The 13,153-nt window shown below is 40.2% G+C and carries 11 protein-coding genes; 6 read left to right on the top strand and 5 right to left on the bottom strand.

All coding sequences use genetic code 11. The features are described 5' to 3' along the window. Positions 1-211: 211 nt before the first annotated feature. Positions 212-1,417: an MFS transporter gene (locus KTI78_RS15145; protein ID WP_262446595.1), complete on the top strand. Its 1,206-nt coding sequence runs from the start codon at positions 212-214 to the stop codon at positions 1,415-1,417. On the opposite strand, the gene KTI78_RS15140 is transcribed toward KTI78_RS15145, so the two are convergent. Then, on the bottom strand, positions 1,395-2,285 hold the full coding sequence (locus KTI78_RS15140) for a LysR family transcriptional regulator (protein WP_262446594.1): 891 nt from the start codon (positions 2,283-2,285) through the stop codon (positions 1,395-1,397). The two genes, KTI78_RS15145 and KTI78_RS15140, sit on opposite strands and share 23 nt — an antisense overlap. A 284-nt stretch (positions 2,286-2,569) precedes the next feature. Here KTI78_RS15140 and KTI78_RS15135 point away from each other — a divergent pair, with 284 nt between their 5' ends. Beyond that, positions 2,570-3,046, top strand: a complete 477-nt coding sequence (locus tag KTI78_RS15135) for a cyclophilin-like fold protein (RefSeq protein WP_262446593.1) — start codon at positions 2,570-2,572, stop codon at positions 3,044-3,046. Positions 3,047-3,088: 42 nt separating this feature from the next. Beyond that, on the top strand, positions 3,089-4,159 hold the full coding sequence (locus KTI78_RS15130; protein WP_262446592.1) for an alpha/beta hydrolase: 1,071 nt from the start codon (positions 3,089-3,091) through the stop codon (positions 4,157-4,159). 45 nt (positions 4,160-4,204) lie between these two features. On the opposite strand, the gene KTI78_RS15125 is transcribed toward KTI78_RS15130, so the two are convergent. Both KTI78_RS15125 and KTI78_RS15120 read right to left on the bottom strand, forming a co-directional pair. Then, the gene (locus tag KTI78_RS15125; protein WP_262446591.1) at positions 4,205-5,164 is read right to left on the bottom strand and encodes a response regulator transcription factor; all 960 of its coding nucleotides are present in this window, start codon (positions 5,162-5,164) and stop codon (positions 4,205-4,207) included. After that, on the bottom strand, positions 5,161-8,625 hold the full coding sequence (locus KTI78_RS15120) for an ATP-binding protein (RefSeq protein WP_262446654.1): 3,465 nt from the start codon (positions 8,623-8,625) through the stop codon (positions 5,161-5,163). The genes KTI78_RS15125 and KTI78_RS15120 overlap by 4 nt, the downstream gene beginning before the upstream one ends. A 195-nt stretch (positions 8,626-8,820) precedes the next feature. Between KTI78_RS15120 and KTI78_RS15115 the strand changes: the two genes are divergently transcribed. After that, entirely contained in the window at positions 8,821-10,437 is a 1,617-nt protein-coding gene (locus tag KTI78_RS15115; protein WP_262446590.1) for a purine-cytosine permease family protein, read from the top strand. A 55-nt stretch (positions 10,438-10,492) separates the two neighbouring features. Here the strand turns inward: KTI78_RS15115 and KTI78_RS15110 are convergent, their stop codons facing one another. Continuing rightward, entirely contained in the window at positions 10,493-10,948 is a 456-nt protein-coding gene (locus KTI78_RS15110) for an Lrp/AsnC family transcriptional regulator (RefSeq protein WP_000376211.1), read from the bottom strand. Between the two features lie 157 nt (positions 10,949-11,105). Between KTI78_RS15110 and KTI78_RS15105 the strand changes: the two genes are divergently transcribed. After that, complete coding sequence (locus KTI78_RS15105) at positions 11,106-11,717, top strand: LysE family translocator (protein WP_262446588.1); 612 nt, start codon at positions 11,106-11,108, stop codon at positions 11,715-11,717. 74 nt (positions 11,718-11,791) lie between these two features. Here the strand turns inward: KTI78_RS15105 and KTI78_RS15100 are convergent, their stop codons facing one another. After that, on the bottom strand, positions 11,792-12,403 hold the full coding sequence (locus KTI78_RS15100) for a LexA family protein (RefSeq protein ID WP_016141356.1): 612 nt from the start codon (positions 12,401-12,403) through the stop codon (positions 11,792-11,794). Between the two features lie 286 nt (positions 12,404-12,689). Between KTI78_RS15100 and KTI78_RS15095 the strand changes: the two genes are divergently transcribed. Beyond that, complete coding sequence (locus KTI78_RS15095) at positions 12,690-12,923, top strand: hypothetical protein (RefSeq protein ID WP_002114518.1); 234 nt, start codon at positions 12,690-12,692, stop codon at positions 12,921-12,923. Positions 12,924-13,153: the final 230 nt, after the last annotated feature.

Genomic DNA, 13,153 nt, shown 5'->3' with positions numbered 1-13,153 from the left:
ATCTTTATCTATAAGAACAAATTTATGTGTAAAAAAATAGCCTGTTTTTAGCAGCGGGTCTGTATGCTTTTTAAAGACAATTCATGCATAAAACTCATAACTCTATTCATAATTCTGCGCCTAATCCTTTCAAACCATTGCTGCTAAGCTCTGCGACCAAATTGATTCATTTCTTACATGAACATTTAACGGTTTTAAAGTCGGAACTTTTATGTCTTCTTTTCATCAAATTGAGCAAGATACACATGAAAATAGCACACCTGCATGGGGTGCTGTATTTGTAATGTCACTCTGCTGTGTAGTATTAATTGGATCTGAGTTCATGCCCGTAAGTTTACTCACACCAATCTCTTCAGATTTAAATATGAGTGAAGGCCAAGTCGGTCAAGCTATTGCCATTTCAGGCATTTTTGCTGTGGTAACTAGCTTAACTATTAGCCGTGTATTTAAGACATGGGATCGCCGTCATATCATGCTGGTACTTACCTTACTCATGATTGTTTCTGGCATGCTGATTACATTTGCTCACTCTGCTGCGTTATTCATGGTGGGTCGTGCAATTTTAGGTGTGGTGATTGGTGGTTTTTGGGCCATGTCGACTTCGATTGTGATGAGACTTGTACCTCCTTTAGCTGTACCCAAAGCACTCGGTCTGTTAAATGGAGGAAATGCTCTAGCAACCACAATAGCCGCACCTTTAGGAAGTTTTCTAGGTTCAATCATTGGCTGGCGCGGTGCGTTCTTCTGTATCGTTCCTATCGCAATTATTGCGCTTGTATGGCAATTTAAAAGTATGCCCGCTCTTCCAGCAATGATGTCTGTTGAAAAGTCAAAAAATCCCTTTGGTCTACTGAAACGTCCGATTGTGTTTTATGGCATGACAGGGATTTTATTGTTGTTTATGGGGCAATTTGCGCTATTTACCTACTTACGCCCATTTCTAGAAACCGTCAGTCATGTCGATGCGGCCATGTTATCCACTTTATTACTCATATTAGGTATCGCAGGTTTAGTTGGCACATTCGTGATTAGTTTTATTCTTCATCAACATATCTATCGCTACCTCATCCTTATTCCTTTAATGATGGCAAGCATTGCTTATGCCTTCGTACTTGGTGGTCAGCATTTGTGGTTGGTCGCAATATTAATGGGATTATGGGGGTTCGTTGGAACTTCGGCACCTGTCGCATGGAACACATGGCTTGCCCAAACACTACATCAAGATACTGAGGTTGGTGGCGGTTTGATGGTTGCGATTATCCAATTTGCAATTACTTTAGGCGCAACTTTAGGCGGCTTGCTATATGACTCGCATGGCTATAGTGCTACGTTTTATATGAGCACTATTGTGTTGTTATTCGGTGCTATTACTGCTTTTATTACTTGGCGAAGTGCTATTCACGCAGCACATCAATAATCAACCTTAATGCAGGCGAAAGCTGTCTACGATGTGGATAGTACAGGTGGTATCCGGGAAACTGGATACTGTACTCTTCCAATACCTGAACAAGCTTACCTTGATCGAGATCTTGTTGGATCAGTTCTTGCGGAATATAAGCCAATCCAAATCCAGCTCTAACTGCCTCGACAATATCGTAGCTTTCATTAAATATCCATTGTCCTTGGATTTTGATTTTTGTTTCTTGTCCATCCTTCAAAAACTCCCATGCATACACACTGCCTTGGGTGGTTAAACGAAAGCCAATACATTGATGATCAACCAGATCTTTAGGGGTTACAGGAATTCTATATTTCTCAAAATATTGTGGCGTTGCAATCACCGCCATTTTGACATTCTGGCTAATACGTACCGCAATCATACCATCTGCAACACGACTTCCAAAACGAACGCCTGCATCAAATCGCTCTGCAACGATATCCACCATACCGCTATTGGCAGCTAGCTCAACTTGCACATCAGGATAATCACCAGCAATCTTTTTAAGTTTGGGAATAAGAACTTCTCGTATCGCATGGCTACTGACATTAATACGAACCGTACCGGCTGGCTGATCCCGAAATGATGTTAAAAGCGATAATTCATTATCAATCTTGTCAAAGCTGGCGCTAATGGTTTGCTTTAATCTTTCACCTGCTGCTGTTGGTGAAACGCTTCGTGTAGTTCGGGTCAGAAGTAGCATCCCTAAACGCTCTTCTAAACCACGAATGGTATGGCTTAGCGCAGACTGCGAAATTCCCATTTTTCCTGCTGCCTTCGTAAAACTGCCCTCTCGCGCCACCATTAAAAAAGCATAAAGATCATTATAGTTTTCTTTGTTTATCATCTGCTTTTGTCTCTTTTCAGGGTTTGTTTAATTATAAATGATAAAAATATTCATGAATATTGCTCATAAGTCCATGTTTGTTTTTTAGACTAATTATTATAAAGAAGATTCATTAAACTCTATATCAAGCAGTGAGCATCAAGATTTAGATGAGCTCAAGGATAAAAGGTGCCTGATTTTATTATTATCAAAAATTAATAAATTCAGCTCATACCTTTACGCTAGAAATCGAATAACTTCACTGCATTTGGCTGCTTTCTCTTAAAGAAATGAGGTTCTTCGATATGGCTACTCAGAAGTTTTTTCTAGCTTTACTCAGCATCTTTTTCTCGTTTTCAGCCATATCTATCTCTTATGCAACAAGGCCTACGGGCAACAATCAACAAAGGTTATCGATGATGAAAATTCGTATTGATATTGAGGGATCAAAACAACCACTATTTGCAACATTACCCATGACACCGACTGTTCAAGATTTTGCCAAGCAGCTTCCGTTGACATTAACCCTTAAAGATTATGACTCTACTGAAAAAATAGCCGACCTACCCACCAAACTAACTACACAAAACGCACCTCATGGTTATGCGGGCAAAGCTGGTGATCTTACCTATTACGCCCCTTGGGGCAATCTGGCTTTTTTCTATAAAGACTCAACTGTTGGGTACGCAAATGGTCTTATTTTGCTTGGGAAACTTGAGGCTATTCCCCAAGAGTTCAAGCAAAAACAACCCATCAAAATTTCAATTTCCCAAATCAAATAAGCATGCAATTCACCCATTCACATTATTTAAATTGAGGTATCCATGACTACATCTCCCTTGTTTAAAAAACTTAAAACCCATACGGCGGCTGCGATTTGCGCCGCAACAATTGGTTTATTTTCCTCAACTTCAGCTATGGCAGCAGACATGTCGAATGGCGCAAATAATTTTTATCAAAGTCAGCAAGTGACTATTCAAAAAGTCACTTTTAAAAATCAATACAACATGGAAATAGTCGGTAATCTGGTTATTCCCAAAAACCTAAATAAAAAGGTTAAAGCGCCTGCTATTGTAATTGGTCACCCAATGGGAGCCGTGAAAGAACAAAGTTCTATGCTTTATGCACAGAAATTGGCTGAACAAGGTTTTGTAACATTGGCGATTGATCAATCATTTTGGGGTGAAAGCGCAGGCCAGCCCAGAAATGTAGTTGCACCTGATATTTACGCAGAAGCATTTAGTGCGGCTGTAGATTATTTAGGAACCCAATCTTTTATTAACCGTGAACGTATTGGTGTACTTGGTATTTGTGGAAGTGGAAGCTTTGTCATTAGTGCAGCGAAAATTGACCCTCGTATGAAAGCGATAGCAACTGTCAGTATGTATGATATGGGCGCAGCTAACCGCAATGGCTTACGTCACTCACAAACCTTAGAGCAAAGAAAGCAAATTATTGCTGAAGCGGCTGCGCAACGTTATGTCGAATTCACAGGCGGTGAAACAAAATATACCAGCGGGACTACGCATGAGTTAACGGCAGATACTCACCCTATTCAACGTGAATTTTATGACTTCTATCGCACCCCACGCGGAGAATATACGCCGAAAAGTTCATCAAAAGATCTTACAACGCATCCAATTCTCACAAGCAATGTCAAATTTTTAAACTTCTATCCATTTAACGATATCGAAACCATCTCACCACGCCCAATGCTATTTATTACAGGTGATCAGGCTCATTCAAAAGAGTTTAGTGAAGAAGCTTATAAACTCGCAGGCCAACCTAAAGAACTTTACTACGTTAAAGGTGCTGGACATGTGGATTTATACGATCGTGTCGATCTCATTCCATTTGATAAATTAACTAGTTTCTTTAAACAGAACTTGAAGTAAGAAAAATGATAGAGGCTCGATGGGGCCTCTAGCTTTTTAATTAAGTTAATGAAACTCTTGCACCAAACTATTAATGTGCGCCACAGCAGCAGTTCGATTTTCAACGCAGAGTTTTTCAAAAACATGCTCTAAATGTTTGTTCACAGTTCTTGGACTAAGCTCCAAAATTTCTGCAATATCTTTATTGGTTTTTCCTAACAACAACCAATGCATGACTTCTGCCTCACGCTGAGTCAACTGCGGACAGTATTTCAAAATATCTGCCATTTCCAAAGCAGGCGTAGAAGTCTTGATCTGGATCAGATAGTTTTTTGCCACACTTGGTTCAGTTTCCCACGGCGTAAGCAATAAAAGCTGTAATTGCTGAGATGGTGTCGAATAAGAACAGCTGGTTAATTTTTTGGGGTCTTTTTCATGTTGCAAGTCTGCAAACCAAGCTTTTAAGCCTGCCTCAAAACCCTCTAATTCAGGTGAATATTGATTTAGTAGATCACTAGCTTTTTGGGTTTTCCACACAATTTTACCGTGAACATCTAGCGCGAGAATAGCTGTTTCCGTTGCATCAATGACCTGTTTTTGTTGTTGCAATAGTTTGGCATGTGCCAAATGTGTTTTTACCCTCGCTAATACTTCTTCAATATTCAAAGGCTTGGTTACATAGTCCACCCCACCGACCTGAAAACCACGCACAATATGCTCTGTCTCAGACAAACCTGTCATAAAAATAACGGGAATAAACTGCGTAATTGGGCTCGCTTTAAGCTGGATACAACTTTCAAAACCATCCATATGTGGCATATTGCCGTCGAGTAAAATCATATCCGGTAAGCATCGGTGGGCAATTTCAATTGCACTTAATCCATCGGTTGTGACAAGCACGCGATAACCTGCCTGATCTAGACTTTCATGTAACAAGCCCAGATTTTCCGGCACATCATCCACAATCAGAATAACAGCCTGTTCATTTTGCGAAGCTTGCTGAAAAGAAACATGTTGCGTACTCATTGCTTATCCTGAATTAATCGTTGGGCGTGTTTTAAATCAAATTTTTGAATAGCCTGTTCAAGCTGTTCCCATAACTCGTTATGCTCCGGAAAATTTTGACGGCATTGCGTTAAAGTCTGTTGAATTCCTCGAATGTAACCCTGACCAATCAAATCATTTAATTGCTGCAAGCTTTGCGGTAAATCAAGCAGATCATTATTTTCTTGTTGTTGGATTGGTATATGAACAGTGAATTGCTCCTGCTTAAACACTTTTATATCAAGTGCTTGAACTTTATTATTTTCAAGGAGTGTTTCTGTCTTGGAATCAATCCACACCAAGCCTAACTTGTCTCCAATTTTACTCAGCAATAAATTGAGATCGATTGGTTTTAGCATAAAGTCTTCACTTAAGACGGCATCTTGTGGATTGACCTCACGTTCGCCTGCATTCGCTGAAATAATTAAAATCGGCACATTGGTAATATTATTCTGACGCAATAATCGTGCTGTTTCCCAGCCGCCCATCAAAGGCATATTCAAATCCATCAAAATCAGGTTAGGCTGAAAAATAGGTACTCGTCTTAAACAGTCAATGCCCGACTCGGCTTCTTCAATCATAAATCCTAAAGGTTTTAAAAAATTAGCAACTAAGCCACGGTCCACCGCTTCATTATCGACGACCAAAATTCGTTTTCGTTCGCCTTGATAACCCGTAATTTGGTTGGAGTAAACATTTGAAATTGGATGCACTACTTCTTTTGAAGGTAAGTAAAACTTAATCTTAAATTGTGAACCCTGATTGAGCTGACTAGTCACAGATAGTTGGCCACCAAGTAAATCGACTAATAATTTTACAATGGGTAGTCCGAGTCCTGTTCCGGTAAATCCGCCTTGTACTACATTGCTGCCCCGTTCAAACGGGTTAAATATTCGCTCTAAATCGGCCTCGGCAATACCACAGCCCGTATCTCTAATTTCAAAATAAGCCGTTTGAAAACGATACTCGACCTTCAAGGTAATTGTGCCGCTCGTTGTAAACTTTAAAGCATTGCCCAGTAAATTGATAAGCACTTGCTCTAGGCGTTTTTTGTCGGTACGAACATAGTGTGGTAGGTTCTCTCCAATTTCATAAACAAACTGCAAATTCTTCTGTTCAAATTGAGGCTGAAACATTTGAATAATTTGTTCTATAAAATTTGGGAAATGGACATCCACTACATTTAAAGAAATTTTGCCCGTTTCAATTCGGGCTAAATCTAGTAAACCGTCAATGAGTGAAGTCAAATGCTGCCCACTACGGCTAATCACCCCGAGCGCCATTTTGCCTTGCTCTGAAAGCTGTTCTTGTTTCTGAAGTAATTGGCTATAGCCCAAAATACTATTTAAAGGTGTTCTTAGTTCGTGGCTAATACCAATGACATAACGGCTTTTTGCATCATTTGCTCGCTCTGCTGAAATTCTGGCATCTTGCAGATCCTTTGAAGTGACTTCATGGGCAGCAATTTCATCAAACAATAATACCGTTTGCTGATGTGTTTCGATTTCAGCATTACGACGGCTTTCATCATTTAACACTAACCACCATGCAGCAACGCTCATTAATAAAAATAAAATGGTGTAAATTTTGACAAACAGTGTAAAGAGCTGTGGAACCGCTGCCGCATTAATGGTTTCTAAATAGGTTTTTTCCTGAATATAAACCAGACTTAAACTCACTGCCAGAACAATAGACAACCCCAGAGTCAGTAATAAATACAAACTGACCCTGCTATTTAAACGGCTGGCCCAACGTTCGGGTAAATAGTGCCAGATGGCTTTTTTGAGCTGTACTGACCACCGTGCATCAGGTTTACATAAATCGTGGCAGCGTGCTTCAAGTGAACAGCATAGAGAGCAAATCGTACCGTTATAGGCTGGGCAGCCCGCCATATCAGCAAGTTCGTAATCCCGTTCACATACCACGCAGTTAGCAACCGAAGTCGCCTGAATTTTTTCAGGCTGGCGTGCAATGTAATATTTGCCTTTGGTTAAGTAAGCAATAACAGGAACACATAACACCGCACTCCCCAAAGCAATAAAACTCGCCAAGCCTTTTGCCATCAGTCCGAAAAAGCCCAAATAACTCAGCATTGATAACACTGAAGCAATCAGTAAGGCACCCACGCCTACGGGATTAATGTCATATAAATAAGCACGGCGAAATTCAATCCCCTTCGGGCTTAGGCCTAAAGGTTTACAGATAATTAAATCGGCAACAACGGCACCAATCCATGCCAAAGCAATATTGCTATATAGCCCCAAAATACGTTCAACCGCGTGGCTAATTCCCATTTCCATCAAAACAATGGCAATAAACACGTTAAAAAGAAGCCAGACAATTCGCCCCGGATGGCTATGCGTCAGACGAGCAAAAAAGTTTGACCATGCCAATGAGCCAGCGTAGGCATTGGTCATATTAATTTTAATTTGCGCCAAGCAAACCAGTGCTAGAGTCAAGATTAAAGCAAGCTGAGGATTTGGAATAAATTGTTGATAGGCAACCCAATACAAATAAGTCGGATTGTCTAGTTCAGAGACAGGAATAAACAGCTGAAAAGCCAACACCATCAGCAGCATGCCCATCAAAACTTTTAGAAATCCGAAAATAATCCAAGATGGGCCACCTAAAAAAACGGCAAAACGCCATGCAGTTCTGTTCTTTTCTTTTTGAGGTAAAAAACGTAAATAGTCGGCTTGCTCACCAATTTGGATCACAAATGAAAAAATAAGAGTGCATGCCGCACCAAAGTAATACAGATTAAAATCGGTTGAGTTTGAAACTGCCCCAACAAAATGCAAACTACTGCTTAAAATTTGCGGCTGTTTCCAGAGTACAAAAAACCACGGTAATAACAGCAATAAGAGCCAGATTGGTTGTGTGATCGCCTGAACTTTATTAATAAAACCAATGCCTTTGACCACTAAAGGCAAAATCACTAAGGCAGAAATTAAGTACCCGATAACTTGCGGGATACCTAAAGCAAGCTCAAGTGCCATCGCCATAATTGCGGCTTCAAACGCAAGCAAAATAAAGGTAAAGCTGGCATAAATCAGAGATGTAATGGTCGAGCCAATGTAGCCAAAACCTGCACCACGAGTAAGCAAATCGACGTCTACATTATATTTTGCGGCGTAATAACTAATTGGCCAACTGGTTAAAAATATGATGGTACAGACGACAATGGCTGCCCAAACTGCATTGCTAAAGCCATACTGCCAAAGCATAGTCGCCCCAATGGCTTCCATCGCCAGAAAGCTAACTGTCGAAATTGCTGTATTAGTCACCGTCCAAGGTGACCATTTACGTACTGAGGTCGGCGCATAGCGGAGTGCATAATCTTCGATACTTTCATCTGCCACCCAAATATTATATTCACGACGTGTTTTGATCACACGTTGTGGCGCTTGTTGGGGGCGTGAAGAATCTGGCATAACACTCATGTTTGGCATGTGGCTGTATTAAACTCAGCAATCCTTATGCCAAAAGTCATTTATCATGGCGATTTTTTCTAATACGCCCATATACGCAAAATAACGTATTTTCAATTTTTCCCAAAAATCACACACTCAAAACCATCAAAAAACAATGATCAATATTTGTGTTGATTGACCGAAAATGATTGGGAGATTGATGTTATGAGTGTATCTGAACATCCAAATCTGGACACTGTGCAAGGTACAGATTCACAAAAAGCAGTGAATGAAACCTTAGAAGATTATACTTTACGTTATGCTCCACACAGCTTTCGACGCTGGAGTCCCAAAGTTGTTGCTATTACTGCACTTGGTGGTATTGCCTATCTTGCTGACTTTTCTATTGGCGCCAGTATTGGTATGTCTTATGGAACAACCAACGCTGTTTTCTCCATTTTATTTGCAGCGATTATTATCTTCTTAACCGGCATTCCTTTGGCCTACTACGCAGCGCGCTATAACATCGACCTTGACTTGATTACCCGCGGTGCAGGTTTCGGTTATATCGGATCAGTCCTCACTAGCATCATTTTCGCCAGTTTCACATTTATTTTCTTTGCGCTTGAAGGTTCAATCATGGCGCAAGGGTTATTGCTCGGTTTAGGTATTCCACTTTGGGCAGGTTATCTCATCTCAACTGTTATGGTCATTCCACTCGTCATTTACGGCATGAAAGCTTTAAGTAAATTACAAGTCTGGACCACTCCACTTTGGCTCGTTCTGATGATTGGTCCGGTCGCCTATCTGATTTATCAAGAACCAACTTTAGTCAGCCAGTTTGCTACTTTTACAGGTAAAGAAGGTTTTGCAACTGTAGACATGGCGGCCATCATGTTAGGTGCCGGTATCTGTTTATCTTTAATCATGCAAATCGGTGAGCAAATTGATTACTTACGTTTCATGCCTGCGAAAACAAAAGAAAATAGCAAAGCATGGTGGGCAGCCGTTATTTCAGCGGGTCCAGGTTGGGTGATTTTAGGTGCAATTAAACAAATTATTGGGGCATTTTTAGGGTTCTATTTACTTACTAAAATACCGGGCGTAAACAGCACTGAACCTGTTCAACAGTTTAATGCAGCATTTCATGACATGCTTCCGGGTTGGGCTGCTTTGACACTGGCAGTGATTTTGGTGGTTATTTCTCAAATTAAAATTAATGTGACCAATGCTTACTCGGGTTCTCTTGCTTGGACAAGTGCCTACACCCGTATTAGCAAACATTATCCGGGTCGTATTGTCTTTGTGATGGTGAACTTGGCAATTGCGCTTGCTTTGATGGAGGGCAACATGTTTGCGGTATTGGGTAAAATCTTAGGGTTCTATTCAAACTTTGCGATTGCTTGGGTTGTGGTTGTCGCAACAGACATTTCAATCAACAAATATGTTTTAAAACTTTCACCGAAAGAGCCAGAATATCGCCGTGACATGCTTTACAACGTAAACCCTGTCGGTATGGTTGCATTCCTTGTATCAGCAGGCTTATCAATTGCAGCATTCTTCGGCTTACTCGGTAGTTTCTTGGCACCTTACTCACCGCTTATCGCACTTGTACTTGCCTTTGTATTAACACCAATCATGGGCTTATTAACCAAAGGGAAATACTACATTAAGTCACATGATGACGGCATTAAAGAACCACGTTACGATGCTGAAGGTACACCAGTTGCAACAGTTTACCACTGCCGCGTATGTGAGCAAGGTTATGAGCGCCCCGATATTATGTTCTCTCACAAACATAACGGTACGATCTGTTCTTTGTGTAAAACACTCGATACTTAAATACTTTCAAAACTAAAAAAGAAGCTTTAAAGCTTCTTTTTTTATATCTGATGATTTAGCCAATCGGAAATAAACGTTCAGGCACTACATCTTTCATCACAATGGTTGAGATGAGTCGCTGCACACTTGGAATAGCAGATAGTTTTTCGTCATATAGCCGTTGAAAAGCAGGTAAATCTTTAGCGACCACATGTAATAAATAATCTGGCTCACCAAACAAGCGCTGGGCCTGAATAATTTGCGGGATATCAATTACGGCATTTTCAAACTTCTCGACTGCCTGCTTATCACCTTCTTTAAGCGTAATAAAAACAATCGCTGAAAATTCAAATCCCACTAAGTTTGGGTCGAGCTCTGCCCGATAGCCTTTTATGGCTCCCGACTCCTCTAAAGCCTTCACCCGTCTGTGACAAGGTGAAATGCTCAAACCGACTTTTTCTGCCAACTCAGTAATAGATAATCGGCCATTTAATTGCAATTCAGCAAGAATCTTTTTATCTGTGCGATCCATTTAGAAAAATTTACCCCAAATGCGTGTGATATGAGCAAACATTTAAAAGCACATTCTAAATACATGAGCATATTATTTTCAACAAGTTCGAATGAATAGGAATTTTTTCTAAACCGCGAGCGAAACCTTTGGAAAAATAATTTGCCGAGATAAGCATATGGCTTTTAATATTTTTATTGCATTTTGGAGCGTCTCTATTCTTTTTATTATTACGCCAGGGGCAGACTGGGCCTATGCCATTTCGGCAGGAATTAAAGGCAAAGTCGTCGTACCCGCCGTTGCAGGTATGCTATTTGGGCACTTTATTACGATTTTATTGGTAGCGGCTGGTGTTGGTCTGCTTGTAGCAAATAATCCAACTGCCCTCATGATTCTGACGGTGGCGGGTTCTGCTTATTTATTATGGATGGGAATAAATTTACTCATTACCCCTCCTACCCCAAATCAGTCCAATTCTGAAAAAGCGCAGTCATGGTTAAGTTGGGCAACTAAAGGCGTTTATGTGAGTGGCTTAAACCCGAAAGTTTTTTTGCTCTTTTTAGCCCTGCTTCCTCAATTTATTGACACCACTGCTTCATGGTCAGTGACGACACAAATTCTTGCCTTTGGTGTTGTACACATGATTAGCTGCGCGATTATTTACTTAATGGTGGGTTATGGTTCAGAGGCCATTTTAAAAACCAGACCGCAGGCAGCACAGTTAGTGGGCCGTTTTTCGGGCGGTTTGATGGTTGCTATCGCTACATGTTTATTGATTGGGCAAATTTAAGAAGTTATTTAGCAAAAAGTTACTGGCTCGCTTCTCGGGTCAGTAACTTGAATAATAAAATATAAGAAAAAAATTTATCTCATTCGTTTAAGGTTATACGTCACGACTCCCCAAATCACCAGTTCTTGCCCCTCTTCAATATAAATATTTTGATAATCAGGATTTTCTGCTTTTAGCCAGACTTTAGGTGGCTGAAATTGTGTATCAATCATTAAGCGCTTAACAGTGAAATCGTTGTCGATGAGTGCAATTACAATATCACCCGATTTAGCGGGAATACTACGGTCCACAATAAGCGGATCATTAATATCAATTCCAGCATCTAACATTGATAAAGAATTAGCTTTGACAATAAACGTGGCATTTTCATTTCTAATTAAATATTCATTTAAATCGAGTGCTTGCTCAATATCATCTTGTGCAGGTGAAGGAAAACCTGCTGCAACACGTTCTGTTGCCAAAGGAATGTGATAAATTTTATCGTTATTCGGATGCACTGGTTGAACGTTAAGTTTTGAGTTAAAGTCGGTCAAGTTATTGGTTTTGACATTATTCAGTAACCAATTTTTGATAAAGTTAACTTGGGACTCGGGAACACGAATAACTTTGGTGGGTTCATTGAACTGTGCTTTACGTCCGGCATTTTCTCGTGCACCACCATGCTCGAACTCTTTTTTCTTGGGCATATCGCCTCCCTTATCACCGTTCAAATCCTACACAAATAATGTAACTTGAAAAAGTTACATTTTCAAGTTGACGAAATATTTTTTTTGCATAACAATAAATCTCATGATCAGATTTTAATCCATTTTGTTTTTAACAGGGATGTTTTGAGCGAAATGGCAATTTGAAGAAAATCAAAACCTATTTTGAAATAGTCTTTATCGCTGACTGTTTTTGATTTTTATCAAATGAGATTCTGAACACTTAACATTCTGGTTAAATTCAGTTTTTGGTATGGAGACATGCGAAATGAAAAATCAACGTGATGCGGTTTTAGGTTATGCAAATGAGCAACATGCTTATTATATCCGCCTCATTGAAAATGATGCGGTTTTAGGTGAAAGCTATGGATTATTCTGTGAAAATCCAGATAGTGAAGCAGCCGAAAGTATTATGACGACACTATTCTTAAAAAAATCTTTTTGGTTAAACGGGTCTGAATATCTTGATATTGTAAAAGGCCTACAACCTCTCCCTCAGTAAATACAGTAAGTAAGCTAAAAACAAAGGAGGCAAAAGCCTCCTTTGTTGTTAAAACCTTTTGCTTAAGACGTAAAACGTCCGTAGGCATCACGTTTTTGATTACGAGAGTTTTGACCACGGCCATCATAATCATCGTCGTCATCACGGCTGCGACCACGACCTCGTCCGCCTGAACGGCCACCGCGATCGTCATCATCGTCATCATCACGGCTGCGACCTCGGCCTCGTCC

The organism is Acinetobacter sp. WU_MDCI_Abxe161 (assembly GCF_025514355.1).
Taxonomy (GTDB): Bacteria; Pseudomonadota; Gammaproteobacteria; order Pseudomonadales; family Moraxellaceae; genus Acinetobacter; species Acinetobacter pittii_E.
The sequence above is the reverse complement of the archived record's forward strand: the minus strand, read 5'-3'. Positions and strand labels throughout refer to the sequence as shown.